Source organism: Pseudomonas soli (genome assembly GCF_900110655.1).
Taxonomy (GTDB): Bacteria; Pseudomonadota; Gammaproteobacteria; order Pseudomonadales; family Pseudomonadaceae; genus Aquipseudomonas; species Aquipseudomonas soli.
On sequence record NZ_FOEQ01000018.1, the window covers coordinates 20,015 to 45,067 of the forward strand.

At 65.2% G+C, this 25,053-nt stretch carries 23 protein-coding genes and 1 pseudogene; 10 read left to right on the forward strand and 14 right to left on the reverse strand.

The window, feature by feature from the left end; translation table 11 throughout:
- Positions 1-13: 13 nt before the first annotated feature.
- Positions 14-1,036, reverse strand: coding sequence for a LacI family DNA-binding transcriptional regulator (locus tag BMY03_RS24830; protein ID WP_094012526.1), 1,023 nt, complete (start codon positions 1,034-1,036; stop codon positions 14-16).
- Between the two features lie 203 nt (positions 1,037-1,239).
- On the opposite strand from BMY03_RS24830, the gene BMY03_RS26445 reads away from it, so the two are divergent.
- On the forward strand, positions 1,240-1,410 hold the full coding sequence (locus BMY03_RS26445) for a hypothetical protein (protein ID WP_177182955.1): 171 nt from the start codon (positions 1,240-1,242) through the stop codon (positions 1,408-1,410).
- Between the two features lie 155 nt (positions 1,411-1,565).
- On the forward strand, positions 1,566-3,458 hold the full coding sequence (gene mrdA, locus BMY03_RS24835; protein ID WP_094012527.1) for a penicillin-binding protein 2: 1,893 nt from the start codon (positions 1,566-1,568) through the stop codon (positions 3,456-3,458).
- 12 nt (positions 3,459-3,470) lie between these two features.
- On the opposite strand, the gene BMY03_RS24840 is transcribed toward mrdA, so the two are convergent.
- The gene (locus tag BMY03_RS24840; protein WP_094012528.1) at positions 3,471-4,097 is read right to left on the reverse strand and encodes a glutathione S-transferase family protein; all 627 of its coding nucleotides are present in this window, start codon (positions 4,095-4,097) and stop codon (positions 3,471-3,473) included.
- Between the two features lie 274 nt (positions 4,098-4,371).
- Here BMY03_RS24840 and BMY03_RS24845 point away from each other — a divergent pair, with 274 nt between their 5' ends.
- Together BMY03_RS24845 and BMY03_RS24850 are read left to right on the forward strand one after the other, a co-directional pair.
- Positions 4,372-5,130, forward strand: coding sequence for an RHS repeat-associated core domain-containing protein (locus tag BMY03_RS24845; protein ID WP_244891351.1), 759 nt, complete (start codon positions 4,372-4,374; stop codon positions 5,128-5,130).
- 135 nt (positions 5,131-5,265) lie between these two features.
- The gene (locus BMY03_RS24850; protein ID WP_038706253.1) at positions 5,266-5,583 is read left to right on the forward strand and encodes a DUF2388 domain-containing protein; all 318 of its coding nucleotides are present in this window, start codon (positions 5,266-5,268) and stop codon (positions 5,581-5,583) included.
- Positions 5,584-5,624: 41 nt separating this feature from the next.
- Here BMY03_RS24850 and BMY03_RS24855 read toward each other — a convergent pair whose 3' ends face one another.
- The 4 genes and pseudogenes from BMY03_RS24855 to BMY03_RS24870 all read right to left on the reverse strand — a co-directional run.
- Positions 5,625-6,560, reverse strand: coding sequence for a 5'-nucleotidase (locus BMY03_RS24855; protein ID WP_094012530.1), 936 nt, complete (start codon positions 6,558-6,560; stop codon positions 5,625-5,627).
- Positions 6,561-6,601: 41 nt separating this feature from the next.
- Entirely contained in the window at positions 6,602-7,300 is a 699-nt protein-coding gene (locus tag BMY03_RS24860) for an MOSC domain-containing protein (RefSeq protein WP_094012531.1), read from the reverse strand.
- A 135-nt stretch (positions 7,301-7,435) separates the two neighbouring features.
- Entirely contained in the window at positions 7,436-7,705 is a 270-nt protein-coding gene (locus BMY03_RS24865) for a hypothetical protein (RefSeq protein WP_094012532.1), read from the reverse strand.
- A gap of 101 nt (positions 7,706-7,806) precedes the next feature.
- Positions 7,807-8,073 (reverse strand): annotated as a pseudogene (locus tag BMY03_RS24870) (LysR substrate-binding domain-containing protein); the annotation flags it as partial.
- On the opposite strand from BMY03_RS24870, the gene BMY03_RS26450 reads away from it, so the two are divergent.
- On the forward strand, positions 8,005-8,148 hold the full coding sequence (locus BMY03_RS26450) for a hypothetical protein (protein WP_158659504.1): 144 nt from the start codon (positions 8,005-8,007) through the stop codon (positions 8,146-8,148). The pseudogene BMY03_RS24870 and the gene BMY03_RS26450 sit on opposite strands and share 69 nt — an antisense overlap.
- Positions 8,149-8,281: 133 nt before the next feature.
- On the opposite strand, the gene BMY03_RS24875 is transcribed toward BMY03_RS26450, so the two are convergent.
- From BMY03_RS24875 to BMY03_RS24885, 3 genes are all read right to left on the reverse strand, one after another.
- Complete coding sequence (locus BMY03_RS24875) at positions 8,282-9,673, reverse strand: aspartate aminotransferase family protein (protein ID WP_094012533.1); 1,392 nt, start codon at positions 9,671-9,673, stop codon at positions 8,282-8,284.
- Between the two features lie 22 nt (positions 9,674-9,695).
- Positions 9,696-11,186, reverse strand: coding sequence for an aldehyde dehydrogenase (locus BMY03_RS24880; protein WP_094012534.1), 1,491 nt, complete (start codon positions 11,184-11,186; stop codon positions 9,696-9,698).
- Positions 11,187-11,252: 66 nt separating this feature from the next.
- Complete coding sequence (locus BMY03_RS24885; RefSeq protein WP_094012535.1) at positions 11,253-12,101, reverse strand: helix-turn-helix transcriptional regulator; 849 nt, start codon at positions 12,099-12,101, stop codon at positions 11,253-11,255.
- 318 nt (positions 12,102-12,419) lie between these two features.
- On the opposite strand from BMY03_RS24885, the gene BMY03_RS24890 reads away from it, so the two are divergent.
- From BMY03_RS24890 to BMY03_RS24900, 3 genes are all read left to right on the forward strand, one after another.
- On the forward strand, positions 12,420-13,490 hold the full coding sequence (locus BMY03_RS24890; protein ID WP_094012536.1) for an enoyl-CoA hydratase/isomerase family protein: 1,071 nt from the start codon (positions 12,420-12,422) through the stop codon (positions 13,488-13,490).
- A 16-nt stretch (positions 13,491-13,506) separates the two neighbouring features.
- Positions 13,507-14,658, forward strand: a complete 1,152-nt coding sequence (locus BMY03_RS24895) for an acyl-CoA dehydrogenase family protein (protein ID WP_038706259.1) — start codon at positions 13,507-13,509, stop codon at positions 14,656-14,658.
- Between the two features lie 155 nt (positions 14,659-14,813).
- The gene (locus tag BMY03_RS24900; protein WP_094012537.1) at positions 14,814-15,371 is read left to right on the forward strand and encodes a TetR/AcrR family transcriptional regulator; all 558 of its coding nucleotides are present in this window, start codon (positions 14,814-14,816) and stop codon (positions 15,369-15,371) included.
- Between the two features lie 12 nt (positions 15,372-15,383).
- Here the strand turns inward: BMY03_RS24900 and BMY03_RS24905 are convergent, their stop codons facing one another.
- The 5 genes from BMY03_RS24905 to peaA form a co-directional block, all read right to left on the reverse strand.
- Positions 15,384-17,066: an AMP-binding protein gene (locus tag BMY03_RS24905; protein WP_094012538.1), complete on the reverse strand. Its 1,683-nt coding sequence runs from the start codon at positions 17,064-17,066 to the stop codon at positions 15,384-15,386.
- A gap of 108 nt (positions 17,067-17,174) precedes the next feature.
- Positions 17,175-18,296 (reverse strand): quinohemoprotein amine dehydrogenase subunit beta, encoded by a 1,122-nt coding sequence (gene peaD / locus BMY03_RS24910; protein WP_094012539.1) that lies wholly within the window; start codon positions 18,294-18,296, stop codon positions 17,175-17,177.
- Positions 18,297-18,315: 19 nt separating this feature from the next.
- On the reverse strand, positions 18,316-18,639 hold the full coding sequence (gene qhpC / locus BMY03_RS24915; RefSeq protein WP_094012540.1) for a quinohemoprotein amine dehydrogenase subunit gamma: 324 nt from the start codon (positions 18,637-18,639) through the stop codon (positions 18,316-18,318).
- A gap of 1 nt (position 18,640) precedes the next feature.
- Positions 18,641-20,071, reverse strand: a complete 1,431-nt coding sequence (peaB, locus tag BMY03_RS24920; protein ID WP_094012541.1) for a quinohemoprotein amine dehydrogenase maturation protein — start codon at positions 20,069-20,071, stop codon at positions 18,641-18,643.
- Between the two features lie 36 nt (positions 20,072-20,107).
- Positions 20,108-21,673: a quinohemoprotein amine dehydrogenase subunit alpha gene (gene peaA / locus BMY03_RS24925; protein ID WP_094012542.1), complete on the reverse strand. Its 1,566-nt coding sequence runs from the start codon at positions 21,671-21,673 to the stop codon at positions 20,108-20,110.
- A gap of 482 nt (positions 21,674-22,155) precedes the next feature.
- On the opposite strand from peaA, the gene BMY03_RS24930 reads away from it, so the two are divergent.
- Entirely contained in the window at positions 22,156-23,649 is a 1,494-nt protein-coding gene (locus BMY03_RS24930; protein WP_094012543.1) for an aldehyde dehydrogenase family protein, read from the forward strand.
- A 90-nt stretch (positions 23,650-23,739) separates the two neighbouring features.
- Complete coding sequence (locus tag BMY03_RS24935) at positions 23,740-25,053, forward strand: alginate export family protein (RefSeq protein ID WP_094012544.1); 1,314 nt, start codon at positions 23,740-23,742, stop codon at positions 25,051-25,053.

The following is a 25,053-nucleotide window of genomic DNA, read 5'->3' on the forward strand; positions in this document are numbered from 1 at the left end:
GTCCGCGACGCCGTCAGTGTTGTGATCGGGTAGAGCCTCGCGCAATGAGCTGCGCGCGCAGATCCAGGCGCCGGGCCGGCAGTGGGCTGCCTTGCAGGCGCTCCAGCAGGCACTGGAACGCCGCCGCGCCGATGCGCCCGGTGGGTTGCGCCAACGCGCTGATGCCGTTGCCCACCAGCGGGTACCAGTCCAGGTCGTCCAGCGCCAGCAGGCCCAGGTCCTGGAACAGCGGCTCGCCCCTGGCGTGCAGCACCCGCACCAGCTCCAGGGTGGCGACACCATTGCAACTGAACAGCGCCTGCGGGCCGTGCCCTGCCCCGGCGATGAACGCGCCCAGCTGCTCGGTGAGGCCCGGGCCTACCTCCAGCACCTGCCCGCGCAACCCACGACGCCGGGCGATGGAGGCCTGGAAGGCATCCACGCGCTCCTGCCGCGAGCTGGTGCCATCAAGTGGCTCGGTGACGGCGAGGATGTCGCGATAACCGTTGTGTTCAAGGTGATCCAGCGCCTGCTCGACGGCGTCGCTGTTGTCCAGGCCCACCAGATCGACCGGCAGGCCCGCCAGTTGCCGGTCGACCAATACCATGGGCAGGTCGCGGACCAGGCTGGCCAGCTCCCCGGCGCGGTGGCCCAGGGTGTTGACGATCAGGCCGTCGACGTTGTACGCCTGCAGGGCCTGCAGCTGGCTGCGCTCCTGGGCGTCGTCACAGTCGGTGTTGCACACCACCAGGCTGTAGCCGTGCTGGCGACAGGCCGTCTCGACAGCGTGCATCACCGCCACGGAATAGGGGTTGCGGATATCCGCCAGGAGCATGCCGATCAGCCCGGTGCGACCGCGCTTGAGGGCACTGGCCATGCGGTTGGGGCGATAGCCCAGGCGCTCGACGACGGCTTCGATCCGCTGCGCGGTCGCCTCGGCGAGCAGTTGCCGATCCTCGCCCATATAGCGCGAGACGGTTGCCTTGGAGACGCCGGCCGCCTTCGCGACCTCGCTGATAGTGACCCGCCCGCGGACAGGAACTGCGTCTTTATCCACCCCTGAGCCCTTCTTGTAGGTGTTTGTGCAGGGTTGATGAAACCGGTTTCAATGAAATCAGGGATGATCCATGCCGTCAAGTGGCGAGCTTTGTGCCAAAGCAGGCGCATACACTGCCAAACCCTCCCTCCTGCCCTGTACCTCGGCCTTCGGAGCGGTATGGTGATACTTCGGACTTCGCTCGCCCTGCCCTGGAGATCGCCATGACCGCAGTGTTTCGTATCAGCCTGGTGCTAATGCTCGCCGGCATGGGGATGGGGGATATCGTGGTGGCCAGTGTCGGACTGCTGGGCTTGTGCGCAGGGGCCGTGGTGCTCAGCATTCGCCAGGATGCGGTTGCTCAGCCGGCAAGAGAATCGGAGTTCATCGCCTAGGCCTGTGCCCACATGAAAGAAGCTTCATGATTGCCGCAGAGCCCCTGCCTGCGGGCCAGAGCAATGCCTGGCCAGCATTGCGCGGGGCGCTGCGCCTTGAGCCTCACCGCCTGCCCGCGTAGCATCGCCGCCCCACCCGCCGCTCCCCTGTGCTCATGCCGCAACCCATTCCCCTCAAGGACCACGAAAAGGAAAAGCACCTGGTCAACCGCCGGCTACTGGCCTGCGCCCTGCTGGTGCTCGGCCTGGTGGCGGTACTGGTAGGCCGGCTCTACGTGCTCCAGGTGTTGCAGCACGACCAGCAGTCGGCGGTATCGGAAAACAACCGCGTGCACGTGCTGCCGATCCCGCCCGAACGCGGCCTGATCTACGATCGCAACGGTGTGGTACTGGCCGACAACAAGCCCAGCTTCAACCTGACCATGACCCGCGAGCGGGCCGGCGATTCGAAGAAGGTGCTCGACAACCTGGCGCAGGTCCTGGGACTGTCCGAGGACGACCGCCAGCAGTTCGACAAGGACCTGCGCCGCGGCCGCAAGCCGTTCGAGCCGGTGACCCTGCTGGTCGGCCTGAGCGAGGAGCAGATCGCCCTGATCGCGGTCAACCAGTTCCGCCTGCCGGGGTTGGAGGTGGAGCCGCAATTCATTCGCGAGTACCCCTTGGCCGAACACTTCGCCCATTCGGTCGGCTACGTCGGACGCATCAACGAGAAGGAAGCCAAGAGCCTCGACAGCACCGCCTACCGCGGCACCCAGTCCATCGGCAAGACCGGCATCGAGCGGTTCTACGAGGACCAACTGCATGGCCAGGTAGGCTACGAGGAAGTCGAGACCAACGCCCAGGGCCGGGTGATGCGCGTGCTCAATCATCACGACCCGGTGCCCGGCAAGGACATCGTGCTGAGCCTCGACGCCCACCTGCAGCAAGCCGCCGAGAAAGCCCTGGGCGATCGGCGCGGCGCGGTGGTGGTGCTCGACCCGGACAACGGCGACGTGCTGGCGATGGTCAGCAACCCGGCGTTCGACCCCAACCTGTTCGTCAAGGGCATCAGCTTCAAGCAGTACGCCGCCCTGCGCGACTCCATCGACCGGCCACTGTTCAACCGCGTGCTGCGCGGGCTGTACGCCCCAGGCTCGACGGTCAAGCCCGAGGTGGCCATCGCCGGCCTCGACAGCGGCGTGATCACCCCCGGCAGCCGGGTGTTCGACCCCGGCTACTACGAGCTGCCCAACTACGAGCACAAGTACCGCAACTGGAACCGCACGGGCGATGGCTGGGTCGACCTGTACAGCGCGATCATGCGCTCCAACGACACCTACTTCTACGACCTGGCGCACAAGCTGGGCATCGACCGCCTGCACGACTACATGGCCGAGTTCGGCCTCGGCCAGAAGGTCTCGCTGGACATGTTCGAGGAAGCGCCGGGGCTGATGCCGTCCCAGGCGTGGAAACGCGCCACCCGGCGCCAGGCCTGGTTCCCCGGCGAAACGCTGATTCTCGGCATTGGCCAGGGCTACATGCAGGTGACCCCGCTGCAGCTGGCCCAGGCCACCAGCCTGCTGGCCAGCAAGGGCGTGTGGCACCGCCCGCACCTGGCCCTGACCATCGGTGGCCAGGCGCCGGTCGACCCGCATCCGATGGCAGATATCGTGCTGCATGACAAGCATGCCTGGGACCAGGTCAGCCAGGGCATGCAGATGGTCATGCACGACCCGCGTGGCATCGCCCGCGCATCCGCCGCCGGCGCCCAGTACCGCATCGCCGGCAAGAGCGGCACCGCGCAAGTGGTGGCGATCAAGCAGGGTGAGCGCTACAACCGCAACAAGACCCTCGAGCGCCACCGCGACAACGCCCTGTTCGTCGGTTTTGCCCCGGCCGATCATCCGGCGCTGGTGGTGGCGGTGATGATCGAGAACGGCGAGGCCGGTGGCCGCGTAGCGGGACCGGTGGTGCGCGAGGTGATGGATGCCTACCTGCTGGATGAGCAGGGACATTTGAAAGACCGGTATGCCGGAGTGCAGCAGCCCAGGAACATCCCGCACAGCTAGGGTCGCGTTGCCTCAACCAGCGGCATTCGGCATCAGGTCATAGGGGTGTTTCCACCCTGGCATGTCCTGGATTCGCTGCTTCCAGGCTTCGATATGCCCGAACTCGGCAACCGCCAGGCCGGTGTCCTCGGGCATGTACACATAGCCCGCCAGGGACAGATCGGCGATGGTCAGTCGCCCACCCACCATGAACGGCGTCTTCGCCAGGTGCGCATCGACGATCTGGTACGCCGCCCTGGCCCGCTCGCGCAGAAAGCGGGTGACATCCGACTCGCCCATCTGCTTCAGGCAGTAGATAAAGCGCAACGCCGCGTAGTAGCTGGTGAACTTGTGGTTGTCGAACAGCATCCAGCGCCAGATCTCGCGCTTTTCGTGATCGTCACGCGGGCCGAACTGGCCGGTGCGCTCGGCCAGGTAGTCGAGGATCAGGGCCGATTGGGTAAGCTTCTCGCCGGCATGTTCCAGCACCGGCACCTCCCCTTGCTCGTTGACCGCGTCACGCCAGTCTTGCCCGCGGGTCTGGCCATGGAAGAAATCGACGAACACCGGCACCCAGTCCTGGCCGGTGAGTTGCAGCATCAGCGCGGCCTTGTAGGCATTTCCCGACTCGGCAAAGCAGTGGAGCGTATATTCGGCCATGGAGTACTCCTAGATTCCTTTAATTGGTGGCTGACGCAGGCTAAGAAGGTACGGCGATAAAAGGGCTAGTCAGCTTCAGGTAACACCCATTGGGCAAGTTATCACCCCTCAATGAGAATTGCAGCCTACCGCTTTTTTTCATCCATCGAGACAGCTAGCCATCCGCATTCTTTCACACACGCAATCCTGAATGTCTTACCTGTCAATTCTGCTAGTTGCCAATCAGCCGCGACGAAGGCAAGGTCATATCGACACGTTCCCTTTAGGCGCGCTGATGAAAAAACCAGAAACCATCCGAGTCATGCGAGCAATGCTCGCTACTGATGCGCTAGGTTCGATCTTGTGCAATCAGACCGTGCAGGATATTCATAGGTTGGCGTACTCAGTTTATGGCTATGATCCAATCGCCGTCTTGCACTCCTCGCAGCTAGGCTTCAGTGGGCAAGCACGTGAGCCTAATGGCTTGTACTCGCTCGGCAATGGATACCGATTCTACAGCACCCTCCTGATGCGTTTTGTTTCACCCGATGACCTCAGCCCATTCTCCAGGGGAGGAATCAACACCTATGGATATTGCGAGGCCGACCCCGTAAACGCTTCAGACAAGACCGGACACTCAAGGACCCTTCTAATAGAACGGTTCAAGATAATAAAACGCCAACCACAAACCACCGTAGTACCTGTGGGGAAAAACAAGTTCAAACTCCACACATGGCAGCCAAAAAGCACATTCAGCCATGAGGTTATCGAACTGCAATCAGCATTCGCGAATCAGGGAGCCCCAAGGTATTTAAAGAGCATCGACAGGCTTAACTTTGACATAAACATGCAGCAAATTGCATCCTTGAAATTCGCGCTTTCATCAAAAATGCGTGTCGACATCCCCACAGTAGAAAGCACTATCAAGCATCTTGAGAGCATTAATGAGACCTACCTCGCAAGAGGAGCGGAGCTCTTGCGCCAGGCTGCTGACAGCGACGACCTAACTACCTACTTCAAGGGTGAGCCCAGGACGACTCCTGGCAGCAGTTGATTGCAGACGCTTTCTGCGTAGTAGCCTGCCTCTCGTTGTCATACCCGAGCCCACCGATTGAACTCTCATCCCACAGCAGGGTTCTTAACATCATGCAGTAACACCCTTGGGCATCACCTTTCCGGAGGACTCGCCATGCGCCACTTACTGCTCGTTCCCTCGCTGCTGCTCCTGCTCCCTGCCGGTGCCGCCCTGGCCCGCGTCGATGCCGGGGACGTCGCGACCTCGGCGGGGGTTTCCGCCTCGCTGTACTCGACCTTCAAGGACGACAAACGGATCATCCCGGCCCGCGACGAGCTGTCGGCCTTTGTCGCCAGCGGCGGTGCCATTCGCGGGGCCTATCTGGAAGCGGCGCTGGCCGAGGTGCGCCGGGCCAATCCGGGGCTGCAGGCCAGTGACGAAGAGCTGGCCCAAGCGTTGCTGTCGCAGGATGACAGGTTGGCGGATCACTGACGGACCAGGGCGACCTGGCGCCGCTTGCGCGGCGCCAATGGTCAGCCCGCCCGGTTGGTCACGCCGAACGGGATATGCACCGACGGCACCACCGTGCTGGTCCTCTTAAGGTGCCCGGACTGGTCATCGAAGAAGATGTGCGGCTTGAGCACCTGCAATACCCTGCGCTTCTCGATGCCGCCCAGGAAAAACGCGTCGTTGGCCATCACCCCCCAGCTTTTCAGGGTATTGAGCGCCCGCTCGTGTGAAGGCGCGTTGCGCGCGGTGACGATCGACACCCGCAGGCGGTTCTCGTAACTGGGATTGGCCAGCTTGTGCTGTTCCTCGGCCGCCTGGATGCGGGCAATGCGCACGAAGAACTCCTTGAGCGGGCCGGGATTGTGCGGCTGGGTGACATTGATCACTTCATGGGCGTGGAAACTGCCCAGGCCGCCCGACTGCATCACTGCCTCGGACTCATCGCCGGCCAGCACACCGTCGAAGTCGAAGGCTATGCGCAGATTGTCGTCGCTTTCATCGTCGTCGAACTTCGAATCCAACACCTGCCCCGCGGGGTAGCCGGCCTTGATCGCGGCGTCCACGTGCTGCTTGTCGGCGGACAGGAACAACGCGATGTTCAACGCCGGGATGTACTCATACGGCGAACGGCCTTGGGTGAAGATTGCCCGGGTCATGTTCAGGCCGTAGTGACCGATGGTCTTCATCACCCGCATTCCGGTGTCCGGGTCGTTCTGCGACAGCAACACCACCTCCACCAGCGGGTCCTCTGGATCACCGCGCAGGTCATTAAGTGCCAGCAGGCGCTTGATGAAGGGATAGGCGATGCCCTTGCCCAGCGGCACGTCCAGGTGCTGCTCCTGGTACTTGCGGTATTGCGCCTCGCCGTCGCGACGGAACACGGCGTCCGACTCGCTCAGGTCGAACACGGCGCTGGAAGCGACACCGATGACCAGGCGATCATCCAGTTCGAAGGCCATGGGGCATTCCTTGTGTGGGTAAATGTTGTGCGCAATGCCGTTCAGCTTTCGCTGCGGCCTTGCAGGCGTGAAGTCCAGTCCTCGACCTGGCGTTGCTCCAGGCGTTTTTCCAGGGTGCGACGCCAGTTCGGCACCAGCGGCAGTTCCAGGCATTCACGCAACAGGCCGGGCTCCAGCTGCTTGTCGAACAGCACCGCCGAAAGCCGCGCCACCGACCACTGGCCATAGGGCCGCTCGACCAGTTGCAGGGCATCGCCCGCCTGTACCTCGCCCTCCTCCAGCACCCGGTAGTACCAGCCGGTGCGCCCGCTCTGCTGCACCCGCAGCGCCATCTGCGCCACGTCGAAACGGTCGTTGAGCTTCCAGCACGGCATGCGCCCCTGGGAGACTTCCAGCAACACCGTGCCAACGCGGATACGGTCGCCCAGGCACACATCGGTCTCGCGCCAGCCGCTGCTGCTGAAGTTCTCGCCGAAGGCACCGGGCCGGGTCAGCAAGGGATGTTCGCCGAGTTCAGCGACCCAGTCAGGGTAGTGATCGCGGGGATAATGGTGGATGGCCTTCTCAACGCCGCCGTGCACGCGCAGATCGCCCTGCTCGTCACCGACGATACCGAGCAAGGTCACCTGCAAGGGGCCCTGGCGGGGTTGCTTGTCGATGGCGCTGAGGGAACCTGGGCGGGTGAATGGCCGGGCGCTGCCGGTGAGCAGGCTGTCCAGGCGCGGACTGGGCGAGGTCATGCGGCGGGGCTCGTTAGAAGGACCGGGAGAGCTTACACCAGAGCCCATGAGAGGCCCAACCGGCCGATTGCCGGGGCTGGCCTCCAAGCCCGCTCCTGCTGGAGCGGACTTGTCCCCGAGAGGTCTCGACAGCGCCTACTTGCCCCGCGCCTTGTTGTAGATCGTCTTGGCACGGTCGGCCGAGGCCTGGCAAGTGGTCATGTCGCCTTTGGCCTGGGCGGCCTTGGCCTGCTCGAGCAGCTTGTGGTAATCGGCGGCCATGCCGCCATGCAAGGCCTGGCCATCGCTCTTGCTGATGTATTCCAGGTCCTTGATCTTGGCATCGCAGTTGGTGGCCGGGTCATCCTCGGCGTGGGCGGCGAAGCTCAGTACGCAAGTGATCACTAGCAGTGTCATGGATTTCATGGAGTGTTCTCCTGGGAAACAACCTGACTGCCGGAACATCCGCCGGCCAGTTGGCCGACGCAGCACAGAGCATAGTCCGCCAAGGTCGCCGCCACAGGGCTTCAGCCCAACGGTAGACCCACCTCGGCCACCAGGAAGTCGATGAACACGCGGACGTTAAGCGGCATGTGCCGGGCCTGGGGATACACCAGCATGAACGGCCGCGACGTGCCGCCATATCCGGCCAGCACCTCCACCAGCTCGCCGCTGTCCAGGGCGTCCTGCACGGTGAACCGGTAGGCCTGCATCAGGCGGCCGCCGTGACGCACCAGGGTGGTGGTGGCGAGAAAGTCGCCCAGGCAGGTAAAGGCACCCTGGGCTTCCAGCTCGCCCGTCGCTGGCGCGACGGTGACGGTGCTGCGCCAGCGCGAACGTCGCTGAAACCATCACGGGCGAAAGGGTAATGTCTGTCAGTTCGCGTCACTGGGGCTGCTACGCAACCCATCGCCGGCAAGCCGGCTCCCACAGGTACAGCGCAGAGCTCACGAATTGCGCGACCCCTGTGGGAGCCGGCTTGCCGGCGATGGGCCCCGGGTTTCAGCCGCGGCCCACCGATCGCGCCACACGGTCCACCGCGATACGCGTCTTTTCCACCAGTTCGTCCAGCTCGCCACGGCTGGCCACCAGGGCCGGGGCCATGATCATTCGCCCCAAAGTGGAGCGGATGATCACTCCTTCCTCGAAACCAAAGGTGCGGCACTGCCAGGCCAGGTCGTTCTCGTTGGCGAAGCGCTTGCGCGTGGCCTTGTCCTCGGCGAACTGTAAGGCTGCCACCAGGCCGGTGCCCTGTACTTCACCGATCAACGGGTGATCGGCGAACACCTCGCGCAGGATACGCTGCAGGTACGGGCCGGTGTCGTCCTTGACCCGGCGCACGATACCCTCGTCGCGCAGGGCCTTGAGGTTGGCGATGGCCACCGCCGCCGCCACCGGGTGGCCGGAATAGGTCAGGCCGTGGGCGAACACCCCGCCCCGCTCCACCAAAGCCTCGGCGATACGCTTGCTCAGCACCAAACCGCCCATGGGCACGTAGCCGCTGGTCAGGCCCTTGGCGATGGACAGGGTATCCGGCTCGAAGCCGAAGTGCTGGTGGGCGAACCATTCGCCGGTGCGGCCGAACCCACCGATAACCTCGTCGGCGCACAGCAGCACGTCGTACTGGCGGCAGATGCGCTGGATCTCCGGCCAGTAGCTCTCGGGCGGGAAAATCATGCCGCCGGCGCCCTGGAACGGCTCGGCGATGAAACCTGCGACATTCTCGGCGCCCAGTTCGAGGATCTTCTCTTCCAGTTGCAAGGCGCAACGGCGGCCGAATTCCGCCGGAGTCAGCTCGCCACCGGCGGCGAACCAGTACGGTTCATCGATATGCGCCACATCCGGGATCAACCCGCCCATCTCGTGCATGAACTTCATGCCGCCCAGCGCCGTGGCCGCCAGGGTCGAGCCGTGGTAGCCGTTCCAGCGGCCGATCATGATCTTCTTGCGCGGCTGGCCGACCACCTGCCAGTAGCGACGCACGGTGCGAATCAGCACCTCGTTGGCCTCGGAGCCGGAGTTGGTGTAGATGGCGTGGCTGTAGTGGCCGGGCAGCAGGCTGAACAGCAGCTCGGACAGCTCGATCACCGCTGGGTGGGTGGTGTGGAAGAACATGTTGTAGTACGGCAGCTGGTCCATCTGTGCGGCGGCGGCGGCGGTCAGGTCCTTGCGGCCATAGCCGAGCTGGGTGCACCACAGGCCGGACATGCCGTCCAGGTAGCGGCGGCCGTCGTTGTCCCACAGGTACAGGCCCTCGCCGCGAATGATGACCCTTGGTCCCTCGGCGTTGAGCGCCTTCTGGTCGAGGAAGGCGTGGATGTGGTGGGCGGCGTCGCCAGCCTGGTAGTCGCGGGTATCGCGTTTGCCGGTCGTCGGGGTGATGGGTGCGTTCATTGTTGTTCTCCTCGGGTGAATGTCAGCGCAGCTGGATCCAGGTGGTCTTGAGCTGGGTGTACTTGTCGAACGAATGCAACGAGAGGTCGCGGCCGAAACCGGACTGGCGCCCGCCGCCGAAGGGCACGGTCACGTCCAGGGCGTCGACGGTGTTGACCGACACCGTGCCGGCCCTGAGCCGCCTGGCCACGCGGTGGGCGCGGTTGAGATCGTCGCTCCACACCGACGCGGCCAGGCCATAGACGCTGTCGTTGGCAAGGGCGATGGCCTCTTCCTCATCGTCAAAGGCGCTGACCGCCAGCACCGGGCCGAAGATTTCGTCGCGGGCCAGGGCCATGTCCTGGCGTACGTCGCTGAAGATCGTCGGCGTGATGAAGTTGCGCGAGCCGTTCACGCTCAGGCGCTCGCCGCCGCAGCGCAGACGCGCGCCCTGCTCCCGGGCCTGGCCGATGGCGGCCTCGACTCGCGCGGTCTGCGTGGCATCGACGATGGCGCCGGCACGGCTGGCCGGGTCCAGCGGGTCGCCCGGTAGCCATTCGCGGGCCTGGCGCAGCAGACGCTCGACGAATTCGTCGTGGATCGAGCGCTGCACATACAGCCGCGAATTGGCCGAGCACACCTCGCCCTGGTTGAAGAAGATGCCGAACGCGGCCTTCTGCGCCGCCAGGTCGAGGTCGCGGCAGTCGTCGAACACCAGGTTCGGGCTCTTGCCGCCGCATTCGAGCCACACCTGCTTGAGGTTCGACTGCGCCGAATACTGCATGAAGTACTTGCCCACCTGGGTGGAGCCGGTGAACACCAGGCAGTCCACGTCCGGGTGCAGGCCCAAAGCCCGGCCAGCGGTTTCGCCCAGGCCCGGTACCACGTTGAGCACCCCCTCCGGCAACCCGGCCTCCAGGGCCAGCTCGGCCAGGCGCAGGGCCGAGAACGGCGACTGCTCGGCGGGCTTGAGCACCACGCTGTTACCTGCGGCGAGCGCCGGGGCGACCTTCCAGGCGGCCATGTCCAGCGGGAAGTTCCACGGCACCACCGCACCGACCACGCCCAACGCCTCGCGGCTGATCATCGCCACCGCGCTGGCGGCGGTCGGCGCGACCTGGTCATAGAGCTTGTCCAGCGCCTCGCCATACCAGGCGAACACCTGGGCCGCGCCGGGCACATCGATGCTGTAGGCATCCATCACCGGCTTGCCCATGTTCAGCGAGTCGAGCAGCGCCAGTTCCTCGCGGTGGGCCAGCATCAACTCGGCCAGGCGCAGCAGCACGCGCTTGCGCTCGGCCGGCGCCATGCGCGCCCAGGGTCCATGCTCGAAGGCACGGCGGGCGGCGCGCACCGCCTGGTCGATCTCGCTGTCGGCGCAGGCGGCGACCTGGGCCAGGCACTGCTCGGTCGCCGGGTTGATGGCGGCGAAGGTGGCGCCGTCGCGGGCCACCACCGGGCGTCCGTCGATCAACGCGGTGGTGATGAAGCTTTGCCGCGCGGCGCGCTGCAGCCAATCGCTTTTCGTATGCACGCAGGTCTCCCCTCCGGCCACACGCGGGCCGGTGATTGTCGTTGTCTGGATGAGGTGAAGCGGTGGTCAGCGCCGTCGCAGGTAGCGTTCCAGCGGGTCCTTGCTCAAGCCTTCCTGGGCCTGGGTCAGCGAGGCGATGAACAGCGAGAACAGCTCGGCCTGGGTGGCGATATCGAGCTTGGCGTAGAGGTTCTTGCGGTGGGTCTTGACCGTGTCTTCGCTGATGCCCAGGCGCTCGGCCAGCGAACGCGTGGAATGGCCGCGCAGCAGGTACTGGGCAATATGGCACTCACGCTCGGTGAGCAAGGACGAGCCGAAGTTGTTCAGCGCGGCGTTGATCTGCCGCCCCAGCGCGCTTTCGAAGCGCCCGCCCAGGGCGTCGGCATCCAGCTGCCCCCAGTGGCGGCGCACCACCGCCACCACCCAGGCGGCGACGCACTTGAGCTCGGCCACCTGGCGACTGCCCAGGCGTCGGGTACTGCCCAGGGCCACTGCGATGGTCAGTTGGGCGTCCAGCGGCACCAGGTAGTTGAGTTCGTCCTCCAGGTGCGCGTGCTGGTAGAACGAGGTGTAGTACTCGCTGCGCTTGAAGTGGTCGGGGGCGACATCGCTCAGGCGATAGCAACCGGCGGGCACTCCGTCCATGCAGGCGCGGTAGAACGGGCACAACAGGTAGTAGCCTTCGAGGTACTTCTGCACGTTGCCCTCGGGCAGCCAGGGCCCCTCGTCGTCCTTGGCGAACAGCGCCGACGGCAGGCCCTTGCGCGGATACAGGAACACGGTGATGGCCTGGCACGCTGCCAGCTGGTTGAGCGCGGCGAACAGTGCCTCGACGAAGCCTGGGGTGCCGATGGCGTCGACCACACGGGCCATCTGCGCATACCAGTCGGGCGAATTCAGCTGGGCATTGCTCATTATTGTCTTCCCCGCCAGGGTGAGTGCTGGCCGGGATTGTTTCATGGGGGGACGGAGGCGGCTATCACCCTTCGGGGTGAGAGGCGACCGTCGTTCAACCTGTAGCGACGCCATCGCGTGGCAAGCTCCGCTCCTACAGGTAACCGGTAGTTGCTACAGTGGCTGCCTCGACCAAGAGCGCGCGTGACGACAAAAATGCACGGCAGCCCTGCAGATTTGCCAATTGTGCAAGGTAAATTTGCATGACAGGATCGACCGATCCGCTCGCGCACTCCAGGACTTCACTTGGAAAATCAATAACAAAGCAGGGAGACCGCGATGACCGCGCACGCTCAATCCTCGGCAACGGATCAGGTACTGGCCGAGGTCCGCAACCACATTGGCCACCTCACCCTCAACCGTCCCGCCGGCCTCAACGCCCTGACCCTGGACATGGTGCGCAGCCTGCAGCATCACCTCGACCAATGGGCGCAGGATCCGCAGGTGCAGGCCGTGATGCTGCGTGGCGAGGGCCCCAAGGGTTTCTGCGCCGGCGGCGACATCCGCTCGCTGCACGACAGCTTCAAGGCCGGCGAAAAACTGCACGAGGAGTTCTTCGTCGAGGAGTATGCCCTGGACCTGTGCCTGCACCGCTACCGCAAGCCGGTGCTGGTATTGATGGACGGCTTCACCCTCGGCGGCGGCATGGGCCTGGCCCAGGGCTGCGACCTGCGCATCGTCACCGAGCGCAGCCGCCTGGGAATGCCGGAGGTGGGTATCGGCTACTTCCCGGACGTCGGCGGCAGCTACTTCCTGTCCCGCGTGCCCGGCGAGCTGGGCATCTACCTGGGTGTCAGCGGCACGCAAATCAAGGCCGCCGACGCCCTGTACTGCGGCCTCGCCGACTGGTACCTGGACAGCGCCAGGCTGGCCGCGCTGGATGACGGCCTGGACCGCCTGGTGTTCGGCGAGCACCCGCTCAAGGACCTGCAGGGCCTGCTGGCCAAGCTCGGCACCCAGGTGCTCGAAGACGCCCCGCTGGCGCGCCTGCGCCCGGTGATTGACCACTTCTTCGCCCTGCCCGACTTGCCCAGCATCATCGAACAGCTGCGCGCCGTGACCATCGGCGACAGCCACCCGTGGGCGCTGGAGACTGCCGCCCTGCTGGAAACCCGCTCGCCGCTGGCCATGGCCGTGACCCTGGAGCTGCTGCGCCGTGGCCGCCACCTGAGCCTGGAAGACTGTTTCGCCATGGAACTGCACATCGACCGCCAGTGGTTCGAGTACGGCGACATCATCGAGGGCGTGCGCGCCCTGATCATCGACAAGGACAAGCAGCCGCGCTGGAACCCGCCGACCCTGGGCGAACTCACCGCGCAGCGCGTCGACCAATTCTTCGAAGGCCTGTGAGCCCGGGAGTACACAGATGCAAGACCTGGAACTGAGCGAAGAACAGATCATGATCCGCGACATGGCGCGCGATTTCGCCCGCGGCGAGATCGCCCCCCATGCCCAAGCCTGGGAGAAAGCCGCCTGGATCGATGACGACGTGGTACGCAAGATGGGCGAGCTGGGCCTGCTCGGCATGGTGGTGCCGGAGGACTTCGGCGGCAGCTACACCGACTACGTCGCCTATGCCCTGGCAGTCGAGGAGATCGCCGCCGGCGACGGCGCCATCGGGGCGCTGATGAGCATCCACAACTCGGTGGGCTGTGGCCCGTTGCTGGCCTACGGCACGCCCGAACAACAGCAGGCCTGGCTGCCGCCACTGGCCAGCGGCGAGGTGATCGGCTGCTTCTGCCTGACCGAGCCCCAGGCCGGCTCCGAGGCCCACAACCTGCGCACCCGCGCCGAACTGGTCGATGGCCAGTGGGTGATCAATGGCGCCAAGCAGTTCGTCAGCAATGCCCGCCGCGCCAAGCTGGCCATCGTCTTCGCCGTGACCGACCCGGAGCTGGGCAAGAAAGGCCTCTCGGCGTTCCTGGTGCCCACCGACAACCCTGGGTTCAAGGTCGACCGCAGCGAACACAAGATGGGCATCCGCGCCTCCGACACCTGCGCGGTGACCCTGGACAACTGCCGCATCCCGGCCGCCAACCTGCTCGGCGAACGCGGCAAGGGCCTGGCCATCGCCCTGTCCAACCTCGAAGGCGGGCGCATCGGCATCGCCGCCCAGGCCCTGGGTATCGCCCGCGCAGCCTTCGAGGCGGCACTGACCTACTCCCGCGAGCGCATCCAGTTCGGCAAGCCGATCAACGAGCACCAGAGCATCGCCAACCTGCTGGCCGACATGCAGGTGCAGATCAACGCCAGCCGCCTGCTGATCCTGCACGCCGCGCGTCTGCGCAGCGCGGGCAAGCCTTGCCTGTCGGAGGCCTCCCAGGCCAAGCTGTTCGCCTCCGAGATGGCCGAGCGGGTCTGCTCGATGGCGATCCAGGTGCATGGCGGCTACGGCTACCTCGAAGACTACCCGGTGGAGAAGTACTATCGGGATGCGCGGATCACCCAGATATACGAGGGGTCCAGCGAGATCCAGCGCATGCTGATCGCCCGTGAACTGAAGCATTATCCGATCTGACGTACCCATCGTCGGTCAAGCCCGCTCCACGGTGGAGCAGGCTTGACCGACGATGAATGATTCAATCCATGAGATTTATTCGTCTCATATGATACAGTGATGGATCTTTCGTCTCTTTTCGCCTGCCCGACAGCCGAACCCCGACTGAGGTCCCTATGCGCAGATCCCTCCAAGAAGAACGCCTGCTCAAGGCGCTGGCCCATGCCATTGTCGTCCATCCCCGCGCCACCTTGAAAGAGCTGGCGGAAACCGCCGGGGTCAGCAAGGCCACCCTGCACCGCTTCTGCGGCACCCGCGAAAATCTGGTGAACCTGCTCGAGGACCACGGCGAGCACGTACTCAACCAGGTCATCCAGGAAGCGGACCTGGAGCGCACCGAACCCTTGGTCGGCATTCGCCACCTGATCGCCGAACACCTCAAGCACCGCGAAATGCTGGTGTTCCTGATGTTCCAGTACCGCCCCGACACTCTGCTCAACAACGCCGAGGACTTGCGCTGGCAGGCCTACACCCAGGCCATGGACGCGTTCTTCCTGCGTGCCCAGCAACTGGGCGTGCTGCGCATCGACATCAGCGCGGCGGTGTTCACCGAAATGTTCATGACCATGATCTACGGCATGGTCGATGCCGAGCGCCGCGGCCGCGCCGCCAGCGCCAACACCGCGCAGACCTTGGAGCAGCTATTCCTCAATGGCGCGCGGGCCCAGGCCTGAAGCTGAGGGCGTCTACCGCCCCTGCTCGCCCGCCAGCGCCTCGATGCTGATCTCGCGCATCCTGAACTTCTGCACCTTGCCGGTCACCGTCATGGGGAATTCATCGACGAAGCGGAAATGGCGTGGCACCTTGAAATGCGCGATGCGCGCCCGCGCCCATTCACGCAGTTCTTCCTCGCCCAGGGCCTGCCCCGGGTGCAGGCGAATCCAGGCGACGATCTCCTCGCCATAGCGGCTGCAGGGGATGCCGATCACCTGCACGTCGGCCACCGCCGGGTGGGTGAAGAAGAACTCCTCCAGCTCCCGCGGATAGATGTTTTCGCCACCGCGGATGATCATGTCCTTGCTGCGCCCGACGATGCACACGTAGCCCTGTTCGTCCATCACCGCCAGGTCGCCGGTGTGCATCCAGCCCTCGGCGTCGATGCTCTCGGCGGTGGCCTTGGGGTTGTCCCAGTAGCCGAGCATCACACTGTAGCCGCGGGTGCACAGCTCGCCGATCTCGCCGCGTGCCAGGGTGGTGCCTACGCTGTCGATCACCTTGCTCTGCAGCCACGGCTGGGTGCGGCCAACACTGGTCACCCGGCGCTCCAGGTCGTCGGCGGCGCCGGTCTGCAACGACACCGGGCTGGTCTCGGTCATGCCGTAGGCGATCTGCACCTCGCCCATGTGCATTTCGTCGATCACCCGGCGCATCACCTCGATCGGGCAGGTGGCGCCAGCCATGATCCCGGTGCGCAGGCTGGACAGGTCGAATTCATGGCGACGCGGGTGGTCGAGTTCGGCGATGAACATGGTCGGCACGCCGTACAGGGCAGTGGCGCGTTCTTCGGCCACGGCCTGCAGGGTGAGCAGCGGATCGAAGGCGTCATTGGGGTAGATCAGGGTGCTGCCGTGGGTCATGCAGCCGAGGTTGGCCATGACCATGCCAAAGCAGTGGTACAGCGGCACCGGTACCACCAGCCGGTCATGCTCGGTCAATCCGAGGCTTTCACCGACCATGTAGCCGTTATTGAGGATGTTGTGGTGGCTGAGGGTCGCGCCCTTGGGAAACCCGGTAGTGCCGGAGGTGTACTGGATGTTGATCGGCGCGTGCTGGTGCAGGCTGGCCTGGCGCGTGGCGAGTTGCCCGGGGGCGGTTTCACCGGCACGGGCCTGCAACGCCGACCAGGCCAGCAAGCCACCAGGTGGCGTGGCCGCCAGGCTGATGACCCCGCGTAACGCTGGCAGGCGCGCGCTTTGCAGCTCGCCCGCTCGGCAGGCGCGAAGTTCGGGCACCAGATCCAGCAGCATGGCGTGGTAGTCAGAGGTCTTGAAGGCGTCGGCGCAGATCACCCACTGGCAGGCCGACTGGCCCAGGGCGTATTCCAGTTCGCTGCTGCGGTAGGCCGGGTTGATGTTGACCAGGATCGCACCGATCTTGGCGCTGGCGAACTGGGTGATGCACCATTCGGCGCAGTTGGGCGCCCAGATCCCTAAGCGGTCGCCGACCTGCACGCCCAGGGCCATCAGCGCGCGGGCGTGCTGGTTGACCGCATCGGCCAGCTGCCGCCAGGTGTAGCGCAACTGCTGATGGCGGACGATCAGCGCCTCGCGGTCGGGGAAGCGGGCGACGGTGGTGTCGAAGGCGTCGCCGATGCACAAGTTGAGCAAGGGAATGGCGTTGCTGCCTACGGTGTGGCTGGGCTGTGGCATGGGCTGTCTCGTGTCTTTGTTTTGCCTGACGTGGCCCTATCGCGGGCCAAGCCCGCTCCCACCGGTCCAGTGTGGTCGGCGTGGGAGCGGGCTTGCCCCGCGATGGCGTTAGCGAACGAACACCTGCGGCGTGGTGGTCGACATGTCGCCACCGGGCAGTTTGATGTTTCCCACCTTCTCCAGTGTATTGGGGTCGAACACCGCCAGGTCGTTGAACGTTCCGCCCAGGTAGAGCTTGTCGCCGGCCTTGTCGAAGGTCACGCAGTAGTAGGTATGGTCCAGGTTGGCGGCCTTGACCAGCTTCTTCTGCGCGATGTCGTAGCGGGCCAGGCGATTGAGCACGCCGTACATCTGATTCGGGTCCTTCGGCGAGCGCAGGCCGGTGAAGTACAGCTCGGTCAGCTCGGCGAACTCCTGGGTATGGGCCTTACCGGTCTTCAGGTCGATACTCAGGTAGCCGTACAGCGGCTCGGCGGTTGCCGGGTCCTGCTTGGCGTCCTTGAATTTCGCGATGGTGTAGAGCATCGAGAACTCGTGCAACGAGCTCTGGTGCGGCCAGAAGTACAGCACGTCCGGCGCGCTGTAGCCCGGGCGGTTCCAGCTGCGCAGCGGCAGTGCGACGGTGTATTTGCCGGTGTTGACGTCCAGCTTGTAGATGTCCGGCCCGGCCACATAGAGACTGCCGTCGTCGGCGGCGCGCATCAGGTACACCTGGCGCGGCATCGGGAAGCTGCGCACGGGCTTGGCATCCAGGCCGTCGCCGGTGCGGAACACCTCCAGGCGCGGCGGCTTGACCACATAGTGGTCGTTCAGGCGCTGGCTGGGGTTGACCGTGGCGTACACCTCCTTGCCGTCGGGGCTGATGGCGAAGGAGTACATGGCCTTGCCGACCTCGCCCGGCACGCTGGACAGGTTGGCGTGGAAGGTGGTCTTGCAGCTGTCCAGGTCGATGCCATAGATATCGGCGAAGTGGTTGTTGAGCACGTAGGCGGTGCGGTTGTCCGGCGCCATCATCGCCGTGCCGGGGCCGAACGAATCGGGCATGCGGCAGGTCTTGTACAGCGTGTCGCTGGCCACCTCGACCACGTGCAGGTTATTCGGGTAGTTGGTGGCGATCAGGTATTCATGGCCGGCCTTCAGGGCCTTGCCTGCGTCGTCGGCCTGGGCCGCGCAGGCGCAGGCCGTGGCGGCGACGGTGAGCGCGAGTTGCGCGCAGAATCCAGGTTTCATGCGGTTTCCCCTTGTCGTTCTATTTGTCTTTCGGGAATACGGTGCCGAGGTTGCGCCAGTCTTCGGCGGAGTTGGTCGCCTGGGCGTTCCAGTCCTGGTAGGTGCTCATCATGTCCGGCACCTGGGCTGGCCACCAGCAAGGGTCGGAGCAACCGTACAGGTCGGCCTCCATCGGCTGGCACAGCGAGCTGACGCCACCGAAGGCGTCCACTTCCCAGCCCGGGTCGGTGGTGGCGGTGCAGCCGGCCACGGCGCTCATCGCCAGCACGTCCTCGACGCGATCTTCGGCGGCCGCCTGCTCGAGGATGCGCGCCTTGTTGTTCAGCGGTTTGAGGTGCTTCATGTCAGTGCGCCTTCCGGGGAGTGATGTAGCGATCGATGAAGGCCGGGTTGACGGCCATGATGCGGCTGTAGACCTCGATGCCGAAGTCGACCCAGTCGCGCATCAGCTCGCAATAGTGGTAGGTCGGATGCTGCGGGTCGCCGTAGCGGGCGTAGCTTTCGTGGTAGCAACCGCCGGAACACAGGTTGCGGATGCGGCAGCTGTCGCAGCCGGTGCCGCTGCGGTCCAGGCGCTGCGAGAGAAAATCGTTGAGCTGCGCCTGCTTCACGCCCTGGTGCACATTGCCGAAGGTCGGCAGGCTGGAGCCGGTGAAGCGGTGGCACAGGTTCAACTCGCCCTCGTGGTCCACTGCCAGCATCTTCAACCCGGCACCGCATGGCAGGGCCTTCTTGTGGCCTTCGTGAATGTCGGTGATCAGCTGGTGCAGGTTGGAGAAACCGATGTTGCGGTGCGCCAGCGCCGCCTCCAGATAACGCCGGCCGAGGGCCTTCATGTTGGCGAACACCTGTACCAGCTCGTCGCCGCTGAGGTTGAAGTCGGCCATGTCACCGGAGGTCACCGGGGCGAACCCCACCTCGGCGAAGCCCATCTCGTTGAACAGGTGGTTCCAGATGGTCTCGACATCGGTGATGCCACGGGTCAGCGTCACCCGCGCCCCCACCGGCCGGCTGCGGTAGCGCGACAGCAGCATGTCGGCCTTGCGCCGCACCACGTCGTAGGTGCCCTGCCCGCCCACGGTGATGCGGTTGCGGTCGTGCACGGTCTTGGGCCCGTCGATGCTGATCGACAGGCCGAAGCGGTGGGCATCGAGCCAGTCGATGATCTCTTCGGTGAGCAGCGTGGCATTGGTGGTCATGATGAACTCGACCTGCTTGCCCGCCTCGGCGAAGCGTCGCTCGCAGTACGCCACCATGTGCTCGATCAACGCCCGGTTGGACAGCGGCTCGCCGCCGAAGAACACCACGCTGTAGCGCTCCTCGTTCGGCGACTCCTTGAGCAGCATCTCCACCGAGGCTTCGGCGGTGGCGCTGTTCATCTTCTTGCCGGCGGAGGGCTTGTCGAGGTCCTCCTTGTAGCAGTACGTGCAGCTGAGGTTGCAGCCGGTGTTGACGTTGAGCACCACGGTGTTCAGCGCGGTGCGCTCGACCTGTTTCAGGGCGATTTCCGGGGTCAGCGGCGAGCCGTCGCTGACCACTTCCAGGGCGATCAGCTCGCGCAGGGTCTCCTCGATGTCCTGGCCGTCGAACTGCTGGCCGAGCTGCAGCAGCAGCTCCTCGGCGGAGCAGCCCTGGCGGCGCAGGGTGTCGATGATGCCGCCGGTCACCGCGTCGGTGGCGAACAGCGAACTGCTGGGGATATGGAACAGCATGCGGTCGGCATCGACCTGCACTTCGTGCAGGTTGCGTTCGACCAGGTTCAGTAGTGCGCCCATGGCGACCTCCCGATAAGCAATTGGTCAGGTTGATGCCTATGGCAGCGGCGGATTGTTCCAGCGCTGCACAGTGACGATCATGTGGCCCTCGCCCTGCTGGCCACCGTCGGCGAGGGTGGCGATCACCTTCAGGTTGCCGGCGTTGTTGGTCATCATCTTGCGCTCGGGGTTGGGCCCTGCCCCGCCCGGCACGAACACGCCGTCGGCCTGCATCTGCCCGGCGAACCTGACGTCCTCGTCCTCGACCGCCCGTTCGTTGAACGGCTCGACTTTCCAGGTGGCCGGCAGGTAGCCGATGCGCAGCGGCTGGCCACTGGCGTCCTTGCCCCAGGCTTCAGCCTCGAAGCGGCCCTGCACCTTCGGCACCGAGGCGCCGTTCTCGCCGATGCGGGCGATGGAGAACGCCGGCACCACCTTGACCTCATCGACCTTGTCGTACACCGCCAGTTGCACGCCCTTGAGCGCGCCCACCGCCACCTCGCGGGGGCCGGCGGCGGCATCCTTGGCGGCCCGTGCCTTGACCCGGATCAGGGTCGGCGTCGACTCCAGCACTTCGGTCACCTGCACGCCCGCGCCCAGGTCTGGCTTGCCGAACAGGTCACTGCCCACCAGGGTGATCTCGCTGTCGCTGCCGGTCTTGATGAACGCCGGCTGCACCGCCAGCAGCCGCCCCTGCCCGGCCTTAGCCGCACTGAAGTCCAGGCCGCGCTCGTCGTGCTCGGCCTCGAACATGCGGCCCTTCATCTGCCCGTCGATGGCGGCGAACACCTGGCGCAGGTTGGCCTCGCCGACCTTGACATTGCCGCGCCATTCGTAGCCGTTGTAGAGGATCGCCGAGCCGCTGCCATTGAACGGCGTGCCGTCGGCGTAGGCGCCCTTGACCTCGACCTTGAAGGTGTCGCCCTGCTCGGCGCTCACCGTCATCACCCCACGCACGTCACCCTTGGCCAGCATATGGCCGCTGAACGCCCATTGCCCGGCCAGGACCTTGGACTCGGGCCGGGCCTTGAGCCACTCGGCCCAGGCCGGGTTGTCGAGGGGGAAGCGCTTGGCCAGGTCGGGCACCATCTGCTTGAGGGCGATGTCCAGCCAGTCGCGGTCGCGGGCCTGGGCCTGGTATTCGAGGGACGGCCATTGGCCGAGGTGGAAGTTGACCAGGTGCTCCCACTCCTTGGCCGGGCGCCGTTGCAGGGCGACCCGGGCGCCGGAGTGGCAACGCCCGCACATCTGGCTGAGCGGGTCGTCGAAGTGTTCGACGGTATTGAGCCGGCGCTCCATGGCATAGCGCACACCGTCGGTCTCGCTGGGCGCCAGGCCCTGCTTGTCGGCCAGGTACTTGACCAGGGTACGGCGGTCGTCGTCGCTGATCGAAAGGCCATGCATCACCTGCATGCGGGCGATGCTCATCAGCCAGCCCTCGGGGGTCTTGCGCTGGTGGCTGATGCGGCTGTAGCTGTCGTTGCCTTCGGGGATATGGCACCCCATGCACTTGTTCTGCAACAGGCTCGGGCCCTGCTCGGCCGCCATGGCCTGGGCGGACAGCAGTGCGGTGGCGACCAGCGCCAGTGTGCCCGCCTGCCGCCGGAGTCGAGTCGTCTTCAAGGTCAGACCTCCACGGTATCGTTCTTATCGTTATTCGCACGCTGCGGTGTGCATCTGACAGTAGCGATACAGGAAGTGTGCCAATTGCGGCAAATATTTTGTGCATCAACGATTTGAACGCTGAGCAGGGGCAAACCCCAGCAGCGCAGGCTGTGGCCGAACGTGCCATTTCGCGACGAGGTGTTTCACCTTGAGACACGGGGCGTGCTGCGCATGCCATCGCTGGCAAGCAAGCTCCCACAGGGATCTAGCCAGCTTCGAGAGCAACGCCGCCTGTGGGAGCCGGCTTGCCGGCGATTGGCCCGCACAGCGGTCCGTTTCATCTGCGTCTCACACAGTCTCAATGTGCAACAGGTCAAGCCTCCCTGACTGCATGCCATGTAATGCGAAAACCACATGTATCAAGGGTTGTGAACGCGTTGAACGGCTTGGCACGCCCATTGCCCTGCCCTGGTCACAACCATGACAAGAGGCACCGCCCCATGCATTCCGAACTGCCGATCCTGCCCGCCACCCGTGCCTTCCTCACACGCCAGCTGAAGATGCGCATTGGCGCCGACTGGCAGGACGCCGCCAGCGGCCGCACCATGACCTTGCGCAACCCGGCCAGTGGCGAGGTCCTCGCCGAGGTGCCCGCGGCCGAGGCACAGGATGTCGACCGGGCCGTGCAGGCCGCCCGCCAGGCGTTCAAACACTCGGCCTGGAGCCGGATGCGTCCGCGCGAGCGACAGAACCTGCTGTGGCGCCTGGCCGACCTGATGCAGCGCGATGCCCAGGAGCTGGCCGAGCTGGAATGCCTGAACAACGGCAAGAGTGCCGCCGTGGCCCAAGTGATGGACGTGCAACTGGCCATCGACTTCCTTCGCTACATGGCCGGTTGGGCGACCAAGCTCGAAGGCAGCACGGTCGAGCCGTCGCTGCCGCTGATGCCCAATGACGACTTCCACGCGTTCGTGCGCCGCGAGGCGGTGGGCGTGGTCGGTGCCATCGTCGCCTGGAATTTCCCGCTGCTGCTGGCCTGTTGGAAGCTCGGCCCGGCGCTGGCCACCGGCTGCACGGTGGTGCTCAAGCCTGCCGACGAAACCCCGCTGACCGCCCTCAAGCTCGCCGAACTGGTAAGCGAGGCCGGCTATCCGGACGGCGTGTTCAACGTGATCACCGGCACCGGGCTGAACGCCGGTGCCGCGCTGAGCCGCCACCCGGGCGTGGACAAGCTGACCTTCACCGGCTCCACCGAAGTCGGCAAGCTGATCGGCAAGGCCGCCATGGACAACATGACCCGCGTCACCCTCGAACTGGGCGGCAAGTCGCCGACCATCGTCCTGCCCGACGCCAACCTGCAGGAGGCCGCCGCCGGAGCCGCCACGGCGATCTTCTTCAACCAGGGCCAGGTGTGCTGCGCCGGCTCCCGGCTGTATGTGCAGCGCAAGCACTTCGACAACGTGGTGGCCGATATCGCCGGCATCGCCAATGCGATGAAACTGGGCAGCGGCCTGGACCCTAGCGTGCAGATGGGCCCGCTGATCTCGGCCCGGCAGCAGGAGCGGGTGACCGGTTACATTGACCTGGGTCGCGAGTTGGGCGCGACCATCGCCTGCGGCGGCGAAGGCTTCGGCCCGGGCTACTTCGTCAAGCCGACGGTGATCGTCGATGTCGACCAGCGCCACTGCCTGGTGCAGGAGGAAATCTTCGGCCCGGTGCTGGTGGCCATGCCATTCGACGACCTCGACGAGGTGGTGGGCCTGGCCAACGACAACCCCTACGGTCTGGGCGCGAGCATCTGGTCCAACGACCTGGCCGCGGTGCACCGGATGATTCCGCGGATCAAGTCCGGGTCGGTGTGGGTGAACTGTCACAGCGCGCTGGACCCGGCGCTGCCGTTCGGTGGCTACAAGCTCTCCGGCGTCGGCCGCGAGATGGGCGCGGCGGCGATCGAGCACTACACCGAGCTGAAGTCGGTGCTGATCAAGCTCTGATTCACCTGTGCCGGCCTCATCGCCTGACCGGCGATGTGACCCGGCCAGGCAATGAAAAAACCAGAAAACAACAAAAACATGGAGCACACCATGACGCACAAGCTCGCCTGCACGTTGGCCCTGCTGCTGGCCTCTCCCCTCACCCAGGCCCAAGAACTCTACAACCACGCCGGCACCACCCTGGACGCCAACCTCGAAGCGCTGTTCGGCGTGTTCCACAGCGACGAAAGCTTCGACCAGTTCGGCAACCGCCAGGCCGGTAGCAGCAACTGGCGCGAGGGCTACGTCAAATACGGCCTGAGCGCCAGCCAGGCGCTGACCGGCAACGGCACGCTTTACGGCGCCTTCAGCCTGCTCAGTTCGGCCACCTGGGGCGATGGCGACGCCGCGGGTTTCACGCTCGGTGACGAACGTCGCACCGGCATCGAGGACGCTTACCTTGGATGGCGCTCGGGTACCCTGTTTCCGGCGCTTGGCGAAGACGGCATCGATCTCTCCGGCGGGCGCCAGGTCATCACCCTCGGCGACGGTTTCCTGATCCAGGGCGACCCGGTCAATGCCGGCAACGTCGACCTGGGCGCCGATTTCGACCGTGGCGGCGCCTACTACCTGGCGGCGCGCAAGGCGTTCGACCGCACCGCCGTGTTGCGTCTGGGCGGCAAGCAGGGTTGGCGCGGCGACCTGATGTGGCTCAAGTCCGACAACCCGTTCCAGGCCGACACCTCCATGGCGGTGGCCAACCTCGAGCATGTCGCCGACGCGGGCACCCTGGGCCTGAGCTGGATCCGCGGCCTGGATGTCGACCGCCGCTATGCCGAGATCCTTGGCCTGGAACACCGCGACGGCATGGACACGGTGAGCCTGCGCGGGCGTGGCAACCTGGGAGTGAAAGACCTCGAACTGGCCGCCGAGTATGTCACCCAGGACCGCACCGACGGGCGCGAGAATGCCTGGTACCTGGAGGGCAACTGGACCTTCTCCGGACTGCCCTGGTCGCCCACCGCCACCTACCGCTACAGCCGCTTCTCGGAGCACTTCGACCCGCTGTTCTATGGCCTGAGCCGGGGCTATGGCACCTGGTTCCAGGGCGAGGTGGCGGCCAACTACGCCGGGCCATTCAACAGCAATACCCAGGTGCACCATGTGGCGCTCAAGGCCACGCCACGGGAGGGGTTGACCGTGGGCGCGCTGTACTTCGACTTCGACCCGCTCAGCACCGACCAGGGCAACCTGGGTGGGCGCGAGGTGGACCTGTATGTGGAGTGGATGGTCGACGAGCATTGGCTGATCAGCCCGCTGGTGGGGTTCTACACCCCGCAGCGCAGCGCGCAGGATGGCGGCGTGCAGTTGGGTGGCCGGGATAGCGGGGCCTACCTGCAACTGGTGGTGGGGACATTCTTCTAA

What these genes read in the sequence shown, in the direction of transcription:
- BMY03_RS26445 (WP_177182955.1), top strand. Translation starts at nt 1,240, where the DNA reads ATGACCGCAGTGTTTCGTATCAGCCTGGTGCTAATGCTCGCCGGCATG.
- mrdA (WP_094012527.1), top strand. Translation starts at nt 1,566, where the DNA reads ATGCCGCAACCCATTCCCCTCAAGGACCACGAAAAGGAAAAGCACCTG.
- BMY03_RS24840 (WP_094012528.1), bottom strand. Translation starts at nt 4,097, where the DNA reads ATGGCCGAATATACGCTCCACTGCTTTGCCGAGTCGGGAAATGCCTAC.
- BMY03_RS24845 (WP_244891351.1), top strand. Translation starts at nt 4,372, where the DNA reads ATGAAAAAACCAGAAACCATCCGAGTCATGCGAGCAATGCTCGCTACT.
- BMY03_RS24850 (WP_038706253.1), top strand. Translation starts at nt 5,266, where the DNA reads ATGCGCCACTTACTGCTCGTTCCCTCGCTGCTGCTCCTGCTCCCTGCC.
- BMY03_RS24855 (WP_094012530.1), bottom strand. Translation starts at nt 6,560, where the DNA reads ATGGCCTTCGAACTGGATGATCGCCTGGTCATCGGTGTCGCTTCCAGC.
- BMY03_RS24860 (WP_094012531.1), bottom strand. Translation starts at nt 7,300, where the DNA reads ATGACCTCGCCCAGTCCGCGCCTGGACAGCCTGCTCACCGGCAGCGCC.
- BMY03_RS24865 (WP_094012532.1), bottom strand. Translation starts at nt 7,705, where the DNA reads ATGAAATCCATGACACTGCTAGTGATCACTTGCGTACTGAGCTTCGCC.
- BMY03_RS24875 (WP_094012533.1), bottom strand. Translation starts at nt 9,673, where the DNA reads ATGAACGCACCCATCACCCCGACGACCGGCAAACGCGATACCCGCGAC.
- BMY03_RS24885 (WP_094012535.1), bottom strand. Translation starts at nt 12,101, where the DNA reads ATGAGCAATGCCCAGCTGAATTCGCCCGACTGGTATGCGCAGATGGCC.
- BMY03_RS24890 (WP_094012536.1), top strand. Translation starts at nt 12,420, where the DNA reads ATGACCGCGCACGCTCAATCCTCGGCAACGGATCAGGTACTGGCCGAG.
- BMY03_RS24895 (WP_038706259.1), top strand. Translation starts at nt 13,507, where the DNA reads ATGCAAGACCTGGAACTGAGCGAAGAACAGATCATGATCCGCGACATG.
- BMY03_RS24900 (WP_094012537.1), top strand. Translation starts at nt 14,814, where the DNA reads ATGCGCAGATCCCTCCAAGAAGAACGCCTGCTCAAGGCGCTGGCCCAT.
- BMY03_RS24905 (WP_094012538.1), bottom strand. Translation starts at nt 17,066, where the DNA reads ATGCCACAGCCCAGCCACACCGTAGGCAGCAACGCCATTCCCTTGCTC.
- peaD (WP_094012539.1), bottom strand. Translation starts at nt 18,296, where the DNA reads ATGAAACCTGGATTCTGCGCGCAACTCGCGCTCACCGTCGCCGCCACG.
- qhpC (WP_094012540.1), bottom strand. Translation starts at nt 18,639, where the DNA reads ATGAAGCACCTCAAACCGCTGAACAACAAGGCGCGCATCCTCGAGCAG.
- peaB (WP_094012541.1), bottom strand. Translation starts at nt 20,071, where the DNA reads ATGGGCGCACTACTGAACCTGGTCGAACGCAACCTGCACGAAGTGCAG.
- BMY03_RS24930 (WP_094012543.1), top strand. Translation starts at nt 22,156, where the DNA reads ATGCATTCCGAACTGCCGATCCTGCCCGCCACCCGTGCCTTCCTCACA.
- BMY03_RS24935 (WP_094012544.1), top strand. Translation starts at nt 23,740, where the DNA reads ATGACGCACAAGCTCGCCTGCACGTTGGCCCTGCTGCTGGCCTCTCCC.